Origin of the sequence: Streptomyces lomondensis, assembly GCF_014651035.1 — a bacterium.
Classification (GTDB): domain Bacteria; phylum Actinomycetota; class Actinomycetes; order Streptomycetales; family Streptomycetaceae; genus Streptomyces; species Streptomyces lomondensis.
The window spans coordinates 524,245-538,370 of sequence record NZ_BMWC01000002.1 but is presented as its reverse complement, the minus strand read 5'-3'; the positions used below and the strand labels follow the sequence as shown (position 1 = coordinate 538,370).

At 72.0% G+C, this 14,126-nt stretch carries 13 protein-coding genes; 6 read left to right on the top strand and 7 right to left on the bottom strand.

All coding sequences use genetic code 11. The annotated features are described in order from the left end of the window. Positions 1-39: 39 nt before the first annotated feature. Positions 40-1,827, top strand: coding sequence for a GMC family oxidoreductase N-terminal domain-containing protein (locus IE255_RS09825; protein WP_190049803.1), 1,788 nt, complete (start codon positions 40-42; stop codon positions 1,825-1,827). A gap of 91 nt (positions 1,828-1,918) precedes the next feature. On the opposite strand, the gene IE255_RS09820 is transcribed toward IE255_RS09825, so the two are convergent. Next, a complete protein-coding gene (locus IE255_RS09820; protein WP_190049802.1) occupies positions 1,919-2,902 on the bottom strand; it encodes an LAETG motif-containing sortase-dependent surface protein in 984 nt (327 codons plus the stop codon). Between the two features lie 214 nt (positions 2,903-3,116). Between IE255_RS09820 and IE255_RS09815 the strand changes: the two genes are divergently transcribed. After that, positions 3,117-4,259 (top strand): hypothetical protein, encoded by a 1,143-nt coding sequence (locus tag IE255_RS09815; RefSeq protein WP_190049801.1) that lies wholly within the window; start codon positions 3,117-3,119, stop codon positions 4,257-4,259. Between the two features lie 498 nt (positions 4,260-4,757). Here the strand turns inward: IE255_RS09815 and IE255_RS09810 are convergent, their stop codons facing one another. Beyond that, positions 4,758-5,039 carry a chorismate mutase gene (locus tag IE255_RS09810; protein WP_190049800.1) on the bottom strand — a complete coding sequence of 94 codons (282 nt, stop codon included), beginning with the start codon at positions 5,037-5,039 and terminating at the stop codon, positions 4,758-4,760. 330 nt (positions 5,040-5,369) lie between these two features. On the opposite strand from IE255_RS09810, the gene guaA reads away from it, so the two are divergent. Then, positions 5,370-6,950 carry a glutamine-hydrolyzing GMP synthase gene (gene guaA, locus IE255_RS09805; protein WP_190049799.1) on the top strand — a complete coding sequence of 527 codons (1,581 nt, stop codon included), beginning with the start codon at positions 5,370-5,372 and terminating at the stop codon, positions 6,948-6,950. A gap of 3 nt (positions 6,951-6,953) precedes the next feature. Here the strand turns inward: guaA and IE255_RS09800 are convergent, their stop codons facing one another. Beyond that, positions 6,954-7,427 carry a pyridoxamine 5'-phosphate oxidase family protein gene (locus tag IE255_RS09800; RefSeq protein WP_190049798.1) on the bottom strand — a complete coding sequence of 158 codons (474 nt, stop codon included), beginning with the start codon at positions 7,425-7,427 and terminating at the stop codon, positions 6,954-6,956. 221 nt (positions 7,428-7,648) lie between these two features. Between IE255_RS09800 and IE255_RS09795 the strand changes: the two genes are divergently transcribed. After that, positions 7,649-8,488, top strand: a complete 840-nt coding sequence (locus IE255_RS09795) for a class II aldolase/adducin family protein (protein ID WP_190049797.1) — start codon at positions 7,649-7,651, stop codon at positions 8,486-8,488. On the opposite strand, the gene IE255_RS09790 is transcribed toward IE255_RS09795, so the two are convergent. Together IE255_RS09790 and IE255_RS09785 are read right to left on the bottom strand one after the other, a co-directional pair. Then, entirely contained in the window at positions 8,470-9,093 is a 624-nt protein-coding gene (locus tag IE255_RS09790) for a dihydrofolate reductase family protein (protein ID WP_190049796.1), read from the bottom strand. The two genes, IE255_RS09795 and IE255_RS09790, sit on opposite strands and share 19 nt — an antisense overlap. A 14-nt stretch (positions 9,094-9,107) precedes the next feature. After that, complete coding sequence (locus IE255_RS09785) at positions 9,108-10,004, bottom strand: DUF4429 domain-containing protein (protein WP_190049795.1); 897 nt, start codon at positions 10,002-10,004, stop codon at positions 9,108-9,110. A gap of 184 nt (positions 10,005-10,188) precedes the next feature. Here IE255_RS09785 and IE255_RS09780 point away from each other — a divergent pair, with 184 nt between their 5' ends. Next, complete coding sequence (locus IE255_RS09780; RefSeq protein ID WP_190049794.1) at positions 10,189-11,565, top strand: hypothetical protein; 1,377 nt, start codon at positions 10,189-10,191, stop codon at positions 11,563-11,565. A 214-nt stretch (positions 11,566-11,779) separates the two neighbouring features. Beyond that, a complete protein-coding gene (locus IE255_RS09775; RefSeq protein WP_190049793.1) occupies positions 11,780-12,310 on the top strand; it encodes a DoxX family protein in 531 nt (176 codons plus the stop codon). Between the two features lie 41 nt (positions 12,311-12,351). On the opposite strand, the gene IE255_RS09770 is transcribed toward IE255_RS09775, so the two are convergent. Together IE255_RS09770 and IE255_RS09765 are read right to left on the bottom strand one after the other, a co-directional pair. Next, the gene (locus IE255_RS09770) at positions 12,352-12,594 is read right to left on the bottom strand and encodes a hypothetical protein (protein ID WP_190049792.1); all 243 of its coding nucleotides are present in this window, start codon (positions 12,592-12,594) and stop codon (positions 12,352-12,354) included. Continuing rightward, on the bottom strand, positions 12,581-14,074 hold the full coding sequence (locus IE255_RS09765; protein WP_190049791.1) for a PspC domain-containing protein: 1,494 nt from the start codon (positions 14,072-14,074) through the stop codon (positions 12,581-12,583). The genes IE255_RS09770 and IE255_RS09765 overlap by 14 nt, the downstream gene beginning before the upstream one ends. Between the last annotated feature and the right edge of the window lie 52 nt (positions 14,075-14,126).

Sequence of the window (14,126 nt, the reverse complement as noted above, 5' to 3'; positions counted from 1 at the left end):
CACCAACGACCCGCACGCGAAACTCAACGAGGAGAACACGTGCCTCAGGACGCATACGACTACGACGTCATCGTCGTAGGTTCCGGCTTCGGCGGCTCCGTGACCGCCCTGCGCCTCACGGAGAAGGGCTACCGCGTAGGCGTCCTGGAGGCCGGCCGCCGCTTCACCCGCGAAACCCTCCCCAAGAACTCCTGGGACCTCAAGAACTACCTCTGGGCCCCGAAACTCGGCATGTACGGCATCCAGCGCATCCACCTGCTGGGCAACGTCATGGTCCTGGCCGGCGCGGGCGTCGGCGGCGGCTCCCTCAACTACGCCAACACCCTCTACGTCCCGCCGAAACCGTTCTTCGAGGACCCGCAGTGGCGTGACATCACGGACTGGCAGGAGGAGCTGAAGCCGTACTACGACCAGGCCCGCCGCATGCTCGGCGTACGGCTCAACCCGACCATGACCCCGTCCGACGTCCACCTGAAGGCCGCCGCGGAGCGGATGGGCTGCGGCGACTCCTTCCACCTCGCCCCCGTCGGCGTCTTCTTCGGCGACGGCGAGGACGCCGACGGCACGGTGAAGGCCAAGCCGGGCCAGGAGGTGCCCGACCCGTACTTCGGCGGGGCGGGACCGGCCCGCAGGGCCTGCGCGGAGTGCGGCGAGTGCATGACCGGCTGCCGCCACGGCGCGAAGAACACCCTCAACGAGAACTACCTGTACCTCGCGGAGAAGGCCGGCGCGGTCGTCCACCCCCTGACGACGGTCGTCTCGGTCACCGACGACTCACGCGGCGGATACGCGGTCGCCACCCTGCCCACCGACGACCGCCGCAAGGCCAAGGGCCGCACCTACACGGCCCGCCGGGTCGTCCTCGCCGCCGGCACCTACGGCACGCAGACCCTCCTGCACCGCATGAAGGCCGGCGGGCAACTGCCGTACATCTCGGACCGGCTGGGCGAGCTGACCCGCACCAACTCCGAGGCCCTGGTCGGCGCCCAGACCGACGACCGGCGCTACCGCAAGGCACACGGCGCGCCCAGGGTCGACTTCACCCGGGGCGTGGCCATCACGTCCTCGATCCACCCCGACGCCAGCACCCACATCGAGCCGGTCCGCTACGGCAAGGGATCCAACTCGATGGGCAGCCTGTCCATCCTCCAGGTGCCCTACGCCGGGCGGAACTCGGGCACCTCACGGGTCCTGGGCTTCCTCGCCCACGCGGCCAAGCACCCCCTGCTGGTGCTGCGCTCCCTGTCCAACCGGCGCTGGTCGGAGCGGACCATCATCGGCCTGGTGATGCAGTCGCTGGACAACTCCCTGACGACGTACCTGAAACCGTCGGGCGCCGGCCGCGGCCTGCTCACCGCCCGCCAGGGCCACGGCGCCCCGAACCCCAAGCAGATCAAGGCCGCCACGGAGGGCGCGTCGGCGCTGGCCGCCGAGATCAACGGCTTCGCGGGCTCGAACATCGGTGAACTCATGGGCACCCCGCTCACGGCCCACTTCCTCGGCGGCTGCCCGATCGGCGCCTCCCGCGAGACCGGCGTGATCGACCCGTACCACCGCCTCTACGGCCACCCCGGCATCTCGGTCGTCGACGGCGCCGCGGTCTCCGCCAACCTGGGCGTCAACCCGTCCCTGACCATCACCGCCCAGGCCGAGCGGGCCATGTCGTTCTGGCCCAACAAGGGCGAGCCCGACCCCCGGCCGCAGCAGGGCGCGGCCTACCAGCGGCTCCAGCCGGTCGAGCCGAAGTCCCCGGCGGTCCCGGCGGAGGCGTTCGGCGCGCTGCGGCTGCCGTTCCTGGGCATGCCTGCGGTGCCGCCGGAGAACTGACCGGCAGCGGACAGCAGAAGAGGGACCTGCGCCCCCCTCCGAGCGCAGGTCCCTCTTCTGCTTGGCGTTGCCCCTTACGGGGCGCTGCGTCTTACGCCTCCGCGCCGGCCTTGCGGCGACGGACCACGAACATCGCGCCGGCACCGGCGACGACCGCGGCACCGCCGACGAGGCTGATCATCGGCAGGGCGGAGCTGGAGCCGGTCTCGGCGAGGCTGCCGGTGACCTCCGGCGTGTTGCCGCTGGGCTTCTCGTCGGTGACGGGCGCCTTGCCGCCTTCCTGCGGCTTGGTGCCGTCGGTGTCCGTACCGGCGGCGACGATCTGGAACTTGTACGAGACGTCACCGAAGCCGACGCACTCGCCGTCGCTGTCGCCGTAGATCGTCGCGCCGAGCGAGAAGCCGGCGCCGACCGGGGCGGACGGCTTGACGTTCAGGCGCAGCGGGATGTTGACCTGGTACTCGGGCTGCAGCTCGTCGGTGTAGCCGACGTAACCGACCGCGTAGCCGCCCTCGTTGAGGTCGACCCAGATCTTGTCCTGGGGGTCCCAGGCCTGGAGCTGGACCTGCTTGCTGGAGAACAGCTCCTCGCCGTTCTTGTCGGGGGAGGCCCCGGCGAAGAAGTCGAGGTCGTTCAGCGTGGAGTCGGAGTTGTTGACCACGTTCAGCGAGAACTTGTGCCAGCCGCTGCCCGCCGCGATCTTGCCGGGCAGGCCGGTGATGCTGACGTCGACCTTGGTGTCCTCGCACACCGACGGCTCGGGGTCCGGGGCCTCGGACTCCTCGGGCTCGGACGTGGTCGGCGCCGGCGTCGACGGGCTCGCGGACGTGCTGGGCGAGCTCGAGGTCTCTGGAGCGGACTCGCTCACGGACGCGCTCGGGGTCGGCGACGTCTCGGCGGGCGTGGACTCGGTCGCCGACGGCGAGGGCGACGTCTCGGGAGCGGTCTCGCTCACGGAAGCGCTGGGCGTGGGCGTCGTTTCGTCGGTCGCGTACGCGGCCGGTGCCGCGAGCAGTGCGACCGGGGCTATGACCGCCGTGGCGGCCGCTGCTGCCATGGCGCGGCGAAGCTTCATGAAGACCTCGGAGAGTCCGGCGTACCGCGGGGTGCGGTACGAACGTTGGGGGAGGCCTCCGCGTGTGGGGCGCGGGTGTGGCCCTTGGTTCGCGAGGTTTGATCCGTGAAACCTGTGAATGGTTGCGCTGGCATTCACAGAATTCTTATGTGGGCTGAGTCACACCCACGACCTTCTTGTGAAGGCGCTTACCATCCGCTTAGATCTTGACCTCGTGTCTGAAAAGCCGTCCGACGACCAGCCGTCGGCCTCGCAGCTCCCCGACGACGTCTGGGAGCAGTTCACCCGCGACAGCGAGCGGGACATCCGTTCCTCCGCCCCGAAGGAGCCGTCCGCGCGAGCGCGGATGGTGACCGAGCGGCTGCGCCGGCAGGAGGAGCGGGGCGAGTTGCCTCCAGGGTGGCGAACCGGGCCGGTATGGCAGGAGATGAACGGCCGGGCGGCCCGGCGCCGCAAGCTGTGGACGGTGCTGGGTGTGACCGCTGCCGTAGCCGTGGCGGTGGTGGCCCTGAAACCGTCGGTGCTGCCCGGCGACCCCTTCGGTACCGGGGGATCCCAGGCCGCCGAGGCCTCGCCCCTGCCCGCCGAGACCACGGCACCCACCGCCCCGCCCGGGGCGTCGGACCCCGAAATCCCCACCCTGGACGAGCCGTTCGCGGGTTCCCCGGCCCTGCGCTGGGCCGACGGCGAGGCGGGCATCGTCCTGCCCGAGGCGAAGGCCGTCGGCCCGGTCTCCAAGGACCGCGTCGAACAGGCCCTGAAGCTGACGAAGAAGCTGCTGGTCGGCGCCAATCTCGACCCCGCGGCGGTGCGTGGCGGACGCCCCGGGGCCGCGCTCTCCGTGCTCGACCCCAAGCAGCCGGACGTCCTCGACCACCTCGACACCGCCCTGCGCTCACCGAGCCCGAAGTACGACCCGCTGACCCTGTTCAGCCGCTTCGACCCCGACGAGGTGCGGCCCGTCGGCGACGTGATCAAGACGCGCGGGCGCATGACGTTCCAGAAGGGAACGCACGGGGGCGTGGCGGTGCGCGCCGACTACACGTTCGTCTACCCCGTCGTACGGGCGGACGGCCCCACCGAGGTCACCCGCACCATCGTGCGCCGCGTCGTCGAGGTCGAACTCGCCGACCCCGCCCGGTACCAGGTCACTCCGGGCCGCCTGCTCCTGCTGGAGTACGACCAGGAGATCGGCAACTCCTCCTGCTTCGTCTACGACGGCTACCTGCACCCGGAGTTCTCGTCGAGCAGCCCCACGGGCGCGGCCCCGAGCGGCCCGGCGACGGACCCGTACGACCGGAGCAAGGACATCGACGACGGCGACCGGGAGGACTGCGGCACGGTGACCCGCACCTGAGCAGAGCGAAGGGCCCCGCGGGGTGGAGCCGCGGGGCCCTTCTTCTCGTCAGCACCGACGTCAGGGCAGCGCCGGTGCCGGGAAGCGGCGCCGGGGGGTTGCGCCGCTGGTCTCTACCTCTGGCAGTCGGACAATGCGGGTGTCCGCCGAGGGACTTGGGCTGTGTACGCATCGTGCTGGATGAACGCGGCGCCCGCAACCGTTTGACCCAGCCTTGTGCATTTTTGCAAGGTCCGCCGGCCGGCCCCGGGCGTCCCCGGGGCCGGCCGTTCTCTTGGTGACCGGGCTGCTGTCCCCTGCCGTCCGGTCACTTCCCTGGAGCGAGGTCCCACGACGCACGGCACGATCCGCACGTCTCATCGCTCCAGTGAGCCACGCGTGGTTCTCTCGGGCCCGCCCCTGGCTGGCACGGACACCGGGACCAACGAGGCGGCGCGGAAGACGGTCACGCGCCGTACGGGTGAGGGGGGTGCGCACGTGTGTCCCGCGCATGGGGGTTCAGATCTTGCCGCGGCACAGCTCCAGCAGGGTCATCGCGAGAGTCGTGCCCGGCTTGCCCAGGGCCTCCCGGTAGTGGGCGAGGACCTCCATCTCGCGGGAGAGGTTCACGCGCCGGCCGCCGGAGCCGATCCGCGCCTCCTGGATGACGGCCGAGACGGCCGCCCGTTCCTGGATCAGGCCGATGATCCGGTCGTCGAGCGCGTCGATCCGCTCGCGGGCTCCGGTGATCACATCGGCGGCCTCGGGGGTACGGGCGCCGGTCACGTCGGTGGCGGTCATGAGAGGGGCTCCTCGTCGTCAAGGGGTGCCCCGGTCCGGCAAGGCCCCGACGACGGCAGACGCCCCGGGCCTTGTCGGCCCGGGGCGCCTGGGAAGTCGCTTGTCAGTTGCTCAAGCAGCACGACCATGGCGTCCGGTGGGCCGGATGCCATAGGTAAAGACGAACGTCTGGTGCTTGAACATGGGGGCAAGTATGCACCGCACGCCAGAGACGTCCAAGCCGGTTCGCATCCTGAGACGGGGCGGCTGCCCGGCGCCCGGAAGGTGCCCGGCCGCCCCCGGTAGAATCGGGTGGCACAAGACCCCCGCCCCACCGCCGGAAGGCACCCCGTGTCATCAGCGACTCCCGCTGCCAACGCCGCCGACACCGTCCTGGTCGTCGACTTCGGCGCGCAGTACGCCCAGCTCATCGCCCGTCGCGTCCGCGAGGCGCGGGTCTACAGCGAGATCGTGCCGAGCACCATGCCGGTCGAGGAGATCCTCGCCAGGAACCCCGCGGCGATCATCCTCTCCGGCGGCCCCTCGTCGGTCTACGAGGAGGGCGCGCCCCGCCTGGACCGCGCGCTCTTCGAGGCCGGCGTCCCCGTCTTCGGCATGTGCTACGGCTTCCAGCTGATGGCGCAGACCCTCGGCGGCACCGTCGACAACACCGGCGCCCGCGAGTACGGCCGCACCGACCTGCACGTCTCCAAGGCGTCCTCCACCCTCTTCGAGGGCACCCCCGCCGAGCAGGCCGTCTGGATGTCCCACGGCGACGCCTGCTCCGCCGCCCCCGAGGGCTTCTCCGTCACGGCCTCCACGGACGTCGTCCCGGTCGCCGCCTTCGAGAACGACGAGAAGAAGCTCTACGGCGTCCAGTACCACCCCGAGGTGATGCACTCCACGCACGGGCAGCAGGTGCTGGAGCACTTCCTCTACCGGGGCGCGGGCCTGACCCCGTCCTGGACCACGGGCAACGTGATCGAGGAGCAGGTCGCCGCCATCCGCGAGCAGGTCGGCGACAGGCGCGCCATCTGCGGCCTGTCCGGCGGCGTGGACTCCGCCGTGGCCGCCGCCCTCGTCCAGAAGGCCATCGGGTCCCAGCTGACCTGCGTGTACGTCGACCACGGTCTGATGCGCAAGGGCGAGACCGAGCAGGTCGAGAAGGACTTCGTGGCCGCGACCGGCGTGCAGCTGAAGGTCGTGGACGCCGAGGAGCGGTTCCTCAAGGCGCTGGCCGGGGTCTCCGACCCCGAGGAGAAGCGGAAGATCATCGGCCGCGAGTTCATCCGCGTCTTCGAGCAGGCCCAGGCCGAGATCATCGCCGATCAGGGCCCGGCGGTGGAGTTCCTCGTCCAGGGCACGCTCTACCCGGACGTGGTCGAGTCCGGCGGCGGCACCGGCACCGCCAACATCAAGTCCCACCACAACGTGGGCGGCCTCCCCGAGGACCTCGAGTTCAAGCTGATCGAGCCGCTGCGCAAGCTCTTCAAGGACGAGGTCCGCATGGTCGGCCAGGAGCTCGGCCTGCCGGAGGAGATCGTCCAGCGCCAGCCGTTCCCCGGCCCCGGCCTCGGCATCCGGATCGTCGGCGAGGTCACCAAGGAGCGCTTGGACCTGCTGCGCGAGGCCGACGCCATCGCCCGCGAGGAGCTGACGGCGGCCGGCCTCGACCGGGACATCTGGCAGTGCCCCGTGGTCCTGCTCGCGGACGTCCGGTCGGTCGGCGTCCAGGGCGACGGCCGCACCTACGGCCACCCCATCGTCCTGCGCCCGGTCTCCTCCGAGGACGCCATGACGGCCGACTGGTCCCGCCTGCCGTACGAGGTCCTCGCCCGGATCTCCACGCGGATCACGAACGAGGTCAAGGACGTCAACCGCGTCGTCCTCGACGTGACCTCCAAGCCGCCGGGGACCATCGAGTGGGAGTGACCCCTACGTGCGCCTGATCGTGCGCAGGGGCTCGCCGGGCTTCCAGACCTGGACGACGAGGTAGGTGTCGTCCTCGACGTAGGTCCGTACGACCTCCGTCAGCTCGGTGCGGAAGAGGTGGAACGGCTCCGGCGGTTCCACCTCTTCGACGTATCCGGCCTTCGTCTCCACGTCGTCGACCTCGATCGCCCGGCCGCTGATCCGGACGTCGCCGCCGCCCATGCCGGTGCCCTCCCCGGGGTTCGCCTGGAGCGCGAAGCGCGGGTCGCGGCGCAGGTCGAGCGCCTTGAGCGAGTCCGGCATCATGCCCAGCCACAGTTCGCCGTTCAGGAACCGCACCTCCAGGCCGCTCGTACGGGGCGAGCCGTCCTTGCGGAGGGTGGCGAGGAGGTGGTGCGTGTAGGCGCCGAAGCGCTTCTCGACGGTTCTGGCCAGATCCGGTTCGGCGGTGGCGAAAGCCGCCCAGTTCACTGTCATACGGAGAGTCTGGCGCCGAAATCCGACATCCTCTGTCGGCTATTCGTGGGGTCGGGGAGCCCGGTGGCGCATCGGGGAGCCCGGTGGCACAAGGGTGTGCGCAGGGTGCTCGCGGGGGCGCTCGCGGGGCACTCGTTTCATCTTCACGAACCGGTTCTGTCCATCGCTGCCCGACCGACGGTAGCTTCCGCCCCGTACGAGGAACCATCGCTGGAGGACCTATGCACGGGCCCACCCCGCCCCTGCCGCTGCCCACCGACCGCCTGCGGTTCGCGATGCCGCCGATGCACGAGTCGGTCGAGGACGAGCGCCGGCACCGCAAGGAACGGCTCGCGGGCGCCCTCAGGATCTTCGGGCGGCTCGGCTTCGAGGACGGCGTGTCCGGGCACATCACCGCCCGCGACCCGGAGTACAGCGACTGCTTCTGGGTCAACCCGTTCGGCATGCCCTTCCGGCACGTCACCGTGGACGACCTGGTGCTCGCCAACCAGGACGGCCAGGTCGTCGAGGGCCGCTACCACGTCAACCAGGCGGCGTTCACCGTGCACGCCCAGGTCCACGCCGCCCGCCCCGACGTGGTCGCCGTCGCCCACTGCCACTCGGTGCACGGCCGGGCGCTCGCCGCCCTGGGCGAGCTGCTGGAGCCGATCACGCAGGAGAGCTGCGCCTTCTACGAGGACCACGCCCTCTACGACACCTACACCGGCGTCGTCGTCGACGCCGAGGAGGGGCGGCGCATCGCGGACGCGCTCGGCTCCCGCAAGGCGCTCGTGCTGCGCAACCACGGGCTGCTGACCGTCGGCGACTCGGTGGACGCGGCGGCCTGGTGGTTCGTGTCGATGGAGCGGTCCTGCCAGGTGCAGCTGACGGCGCAGGCGGCCGGGCGGCCGGTCCGGATCGACCACCGGATGGCGGTGGCGACGCGCGAGCAGCTGGGCGGCGACCTGGTGGCGTGGATCAACTACCAGCCGATGTGGCAGGACGTCTGCCGGAGCGAGCCGGACCTGCTGGGCGAGGCGACGCCCCGCGACCGGCCGCCGGCTCAGGACAGCACGCGGTAGGTCACGTGTGTGACCAGACTCGCCGGCCGTGACGTCACCTGCTCCAGTCTCAGCGGCGGGACGCCCTCGAACAGCCGCGTGCCGGCGCCGAGCGTGAGCGGTGCGATGTGCAGCCGCAGCTCGTCGACCAGGCCGGCGGAGAGGTACTGGTTGATGGTGGTCGCTCCGCCGAGGATCGTGACATCGCCATCGCCATCGGCCGCCGCGCGTGCCTGTGCCAGGGCCGAGGCGATTCCCTCGGTGACGAAGTGGTACGTGGTGCCGCCGTTCATCTGCTGCGGCTCGCGCGCGTGGTGGGTGAGCACGAACACCGGCGCGTGGAACGGCGGATCGTCGCCCCACCAGCCGTTCCACGGGCGATCCCAGGCGCCGCGCACGGGGCCGAACATGTTGCGCCCCATGATGAAGGCCGCGGCGGTGTTCAGCTGTTCGACCTCGGCCCGGTTCTCGTCGGGGGTGTCGAACATCCAGGCGTGCAGCCGGTCGCCCGAGCCGTCGCCGCCATCGTCGCCGAACGGGCGTTCCTCGCTCTGGTGGAGCCCGGCCGCGTACCCGTCGGCCGAGATCGTGATGTCGCAGATCACCCTGCCCGTTCGTTCGGTCATCGCTCTCTCCTGTGTCAGAAGCCGCGCAGTACCACTGCCTTGGTCCTCGCGAACTCCTCGTCCGTGAGCACGCCGTCGCGGTGCAGCCGGCCCAGCTCGCGCAGGCGGCGGAGCAGTACGTCGTGGTGGTCGGAGGACGAGGGCGGCAGGACGGGGGCGTACGCGTCGTTCGGGTCGGAGCCGTCGGTCTCGGTCGCGGTCCGGGTGGACGGGTGCGGCAGCCGGGCGGTGACCGCCGTGGCGACGAGCGCCGTGAGCAGATCGCGGCGGGCGCTGCCCCACAGGTCCAGAGCGTACGGGTCCTTCTCCGGCGGCAGCTTCGGGAACACCGTCTCGCGGGTCACGAACCGCAGGAAGCCGCCCTCATAGCCGGAGTTCGGCAGCCACTCGACCCGCACGAGGTGGCCGAGGTCGATGATGCGCGGGCCGGTGGCGCGTTTGAGCCGCTCGGAGGTGTCGGCCCAGTCGATGCGTACCTGCGTGCCGTCGAAGGAGACCGTGCCGTCCGAGGAGCGGACCGAGACCGGGACCGGCGGGCCGGGCAGCAGATAGGCCTTCGCCGGTTCCTTCGGTGTCCGGTCGAGGAGCAGCGCGCGGCGGATCTCCTCGGCGACGTACTCGGCGACCCCCATCCGGTCGACCGCCACCGTCAGCCGGTACGGATCGGCCGCGTCGGGCAGGCGCCCGCCCGTGGCCTGGAGCAGGGGGTCGGCGCCCTCGCGCAGCCGCAACCGGATCCGGCCGCGCCTGCGTTCGGTTTCGAGCACGACGCCCGCGACCGCCTCCAGTGGCACCGCGATCTCTCCGTACGTCTGCCGGAACAGCGGCACGGAGCGGTGCAGACCGGGCGTGATCCGGACCGTGCTGCCGTCGAAGGCCCAGGTCCCGTCACGCTGGATGATCTCGGCCATAAGGGAATTCTCGCAGCCAGGTCAACACGGCACGCCGAACTTCACCCGTGTTGACCAGAGCGGGCGGACGCGGACCGGGTGGTATAGGGCACAATTCGCTGTCGTCGCACGGGAGTTGTACAGCGGTGTTTCCGGGGTCCGGAAGGCCGGCGGTGGTTGGGTCGCGGGAAGGCGGGCGTCGGGCGTGGCGGTGCGCGAGACGGGGCAGGGCGGCGGGGACGCGGGCGGGTACGCGGCTGCGCGTGCCGGTGCGTATGCGGGCGGGTACCCGGCTGGTTACGCCAGTGGTTACGCGGGTGGTCACGGGGACGGACACGGTGAACCTCACGGGGGCGGGTGCGCCTGCGGGGACTGTCCGCACGGGGCGCGCGAGGGGCATCGGCGGGCCGTCGCCGCGTTCCTGCGCCGGCGTGACGAGTTCGCGGCCGGGCACGGGCTGCCGGCCGCCGTTGCCCACTCCGCCTCGGCCTCCCGCCAGTGGGTCTCGGAGGAACTCGCCCAGTCCGCGGAACTCGTCGCCGAGCGCGGCCGGGCCGAGGGCCGGGCCTGGCTGACCGGCCTGTGGCGCCGCACGGCGGCTGTGGTGTGGGCCGGTGTCGTGCTGTTGCTGCTCGGGCAGGCCCTCACCGCCATCGGCGCGGGCTGGACGTCGGCGCGTACGGCCGGGCTGGCCGCGGCGCTTGCGGTGGCCGGCGCGCTGACCGCGGCGTCGTGGTTCCACCGGGCGAAGGGCGGTGCGCTGGCGCCCGTGATCGGTGAGGACAACCGCCTGTCCACCTCCCGTACCGTCGCCGCGGCGTGGGTGCTCTTCATGGCGTACTCGGTGCTCGTCCTGGCCGGGCGGCTCGCGGGCGCCTCCCGGCACCGGGAGCGGGACGCGCTGATCTCCGGGCTGGAACTCGCCCGCGGCGCCGGGGTCGTGACCGTGCTCGCCGTGGTGTGCGGGATCGCCGTCCTCGTGCGCCGGGTGGTCGGGCTGCGGGTGCTGGGGCAGCGGCTCCAGAAGGTGCGCGCCGACCGGCCGCGCGCCGCCGACCTGCTGACCGACGACTCGGGGCGGGGCACCTTCGCCGACATCCAGTACGTCGTGATCAGCGCGGTCGCCCTGGTCTTCGCGGCGGTACGGCTGGCCAGGCGGCCGGACCAGTTGCCGGATCTGCCGTGGGGACTGGCGGTGGTGGTGCTGGTGTCGGCGGCGACGTACCTGGCGGGCAAGTACGCGGAGGGCGGCCGGCCGGTCATCCTCTCCGTGGTGCGGGCCCGGGAGGCGGGCGACCTGGACGCGCCGATCCGCACGGGTGACGACATCGAGATCCGGGGTGCGGGTTTCGTACCGCCGGGGGCGCAGGCGGCCGATCGGCTGGCCCGGATGGTCGTGCGGGTGGGTGCCGTGCACGTCCACGTGCCGCTGGTGCCGGTACCCGGCGGCTTCCGCAACCCGACGGACACGCTGCTGACCGTGCCGGTGCCTGCGGATGTGGAGCCGGGGCGGGTGGAGGTGCAGGTGGTCACCGCGGCGGGGGTGGAGACGAATCGGTATGCGGTGGAGGTGACGGAGTGACAGTTGCCCAGGTAGCTGGGCCGGCACGGGTGGGCGCGGCGGCACCCCGCTTCGCCGGGTGGCGCGACGCCCCGGCGCCGGCAGCCACGAGGGGCTCGCAAACACGTCGTGCGTCAGAAAAACCGTATGCGCAGGATTGAGCCGGGTCGGTTTGTCATACGTATGGTCTGTTGAGGGGGTCTCGGCACCGGCGCGCGAGAGGCGGCTAGCAGCGATGACTCACGGTATGCGAACGGACACGCACACCCCCCACTTCCGCGGCGGAGGAGACTGGCGGGACACGGCCGTCCGCTACGCCCTCCTTCCCCTCCGCGTCTTCCTCGGCATCACCTTCATCTACGCCGGCCTGGACAAGATGACCGACAGCGCCTTCATGAAGGAGGCCGGTTCCGGCTCGATCGGCGACATGATGCGTGCCGTCCGCGACTCCTCCGCCATCCCCGCCCTGGTCGACCTCTCCCTGAAGAACCCCGTCGGTTTCGGCTACGGCATCGCCATCGGAGAACTGGCCGTCGGCATCGGCACCCTGATCGGACTCCTCGCCCGGCTGGCCGCACTCGGCGGCGCGCTGATCTCCCTCAGCCTGTGGCTGACCGTGAGCTGGGCCTCCGACCCGTACTACTACGGCAACGACCTCGCCTACCTCATGGCCTGGATCCCCCTCGTCCTGGCGGGCGCCCCCCTGCTGTCCGTGGACGCCGCCTTGCGGCCGCGGCGACGGCAGCGGAGCGTGGAGTACCGGTAGCCGGCTCCGGGCTGTTGCGGTGGGCGGACGGGGCCTCGCCGTCACGTCGCCATGTCCGGGCCTGCCCCGTCGGCGGTGGTGCGGCCCGCCGTGCGGCGTCGGCGTATGCGGCTCGTCAGGAACGCCACCGCGCCCGCGAGGCACAGCCCGCCCGTGACGAGCGGGATCGCCACGAACCACGGGGTCTCCCAGGCGCCGCCCGCGTCACCGGCGTAGAGGACGCCCGCCAGGATGAGGGCGGCGCCGATGACCAGCTTTCCGGGCTGGAGTTCATGACGCAGCACGGGTCACCTCCGCCTGTCCCATGCCGACCTGGAGGTCCAGGTCGATCGTGCCGGACTTCTCGACTCCCTTGGCGGGGGAGAGGGTTATCTGCCTGTGCTGGCCCGGCTTCACGTCCACGTCCTTCTTGTCGTCGCCCGGCAGCTGGAGGTCGCCCACGCCGACGTCGACGGTCAGCCGCACCGTCACGTCCTCCGGTACGAGCACCTTGATCTGGCCCACGCCTACGTCGGCGCTCGTCGTCACGGTCTGTCTCCCGGCCACGTCCAGCCGGGTCAGGTCCAGGGTGCCGACGCCGGCGCCCACCTCGTACCGCTCCCGTACGTCCGTGACCGCGGTGGGCTGCCAGGTCGTGCGCGTCCAGTGCGTGCCGATGTCCTTGGGCAGTGCCGCGGCGCCGGCGAGCAGGCCGGCCGTGATGATCGCCAGGAGGATCGAGCCCGCCCCCGTCCGTCCGAGGAAGGCGCTGACCGCTATGCCCAGGCCCAGGACGGCGAGCGCGCAGGACAGGCCCGTCTGGAGGCTGGTGCCGAGCGGGTGCCCGTCCCAGGTCAGTCTCGTGCCCAGGGAGCCCGCGAGCAGGGCCAGCAGGAAGACCCAGCCGCCGATCCAGCGGGGGCCGCGCGGCTTGGGCGGCCGGGTGTGCGGGGCAGGTGCGTCCTCGCGGGTGCCGGGCTGGGTGCCGAGGCTGATGTTGATGGCCGCCGCGACATCCCGGTCGCCGGAGTCAGGGGGGCCCCACAGGTAGCCCGTGCCGCCGATGTGGGTGCCGTCCTTGACGATGGGGTCGCGCCACCAGGAGGGGGACGTGAGGAACACCGGCGGCGCCTGCGGCTCCGGCGGCGCGTCGGCGGCCGCCTGGGCGGCCAGGGGGTCGGGGCTGGGGGCGCCCCGCTGGCGGGACCAGTAGCCGGCGCCCGCGAGGAGGAGGGACAGGACGACGGCGAAGGTCAGCACCCCGCCGTTGTTCAGCAGCGTCAGGAACACTCCGCAGCCGACCAGCGCGAACAGCACGGCCGTCAGGGCCTGGCCGTCGACGCGGCCGGTGAGGAGCTTGCGCACCTCGTTCTCCTCCTCGTCGTCGTACGGGACGACGAGCCAGGCGAAGCCGTAGAAGAGGAGGCCGAGGCCGCCGGTGGCGGAGAGCACCGCGAGGGTGATCCGGAAGATCACCGGGTCCATGTCGCACTGCCGCCCGAGCCCGGCGCAGACGCCGGCCAGGGCCTTGTGGCGGCGGTCGCGACGGAACTTGTGGGGCGGACCGGCCGGGGCGGCCTCGGTGGCGGGGCCGGCCGCGTCGGGGGCTCCTCCTCCCTGATCTCCCGCGCCCGCGCCCGCCCCCGCGCCCGCGTGCCCGTGCGCGGGGGCGTCGGCGGGTGCCGCGCCCGCGGCGGGCGCGGCACCCTGCGGCCCGGCGCCCGGTGCGGGGCGCGGGCCGGAGCCGGGTCCCGGACCCGTCGCGGCGTGCTCGTGATCGGTCATGGGTCCATGGTGACGGGCGCGGCGCCGCAGCGGCAGTCGGAATGACCCTGGC

What these genes read in the sequence shown, in the direction of transcription:
- IE255_RS09810 (WP_190049800.1), bottom strand. Translation starts at nt 5,039, where the DNA reads ATGACCGCCACCGACGTGACCGGCGCCCGTACCCCCGAGGCCGCCGAT.
- IE255_RS09820 (WP_190049802.1), bottom strand. Translation starts at nt 2,902, where the DNA reads ATGAAGCTTCGCCGCGCCATGGCAGCAGCGGCCGCCACGGCGGTCATA.
- IE255_RS09765 (WP_190049791.1), bottom strand. Translation starts at nt 14,074, where the DNA reads ATGACCGATCACGAGCACGCCGCGACGGGTCCGGGACCCGGCTCCGGC.
- IE255_RS09790 (WP_190049796.1), bottom strand. Translation starts at nt 9,093, where the DNA reads ATGACCGAACGAACGGGCAGGGTGATCTGCGACATCACGATCTCGGCC.
- IE255_RS09775 (WP_190049793.1), top strand. Translation starts at nt 11,780, where the DNA reads ATGACTCACGGTATGCGAACGGACACGCACACCCCCCACTTCCGCGGC.
- IE255_RS09800 (WP_190049798.1), bottom strand. Translation starts at nt 7,427, where the DNA reads ATGACAGTGAACTGGGCGGCTTTCGCCACCGCCGAACCGGATCTGGCC.
- IE255_RS09785 (WP_190049795.1), bottom strand. Translation starts at nt 10,004, where the DNA reads ATGGCCGAGATCATCCAGCGTGACGGGACCTGGGCCTTCGACGGCAGC.
- IE255_RS09795 (WP_190049797.1), top strand. Translation starts at nt 7,649, where the DNA reads ATGCACGGGCCCACCCCGCCCCTGCCGCTGCCCACCGACCGCCTGCGG.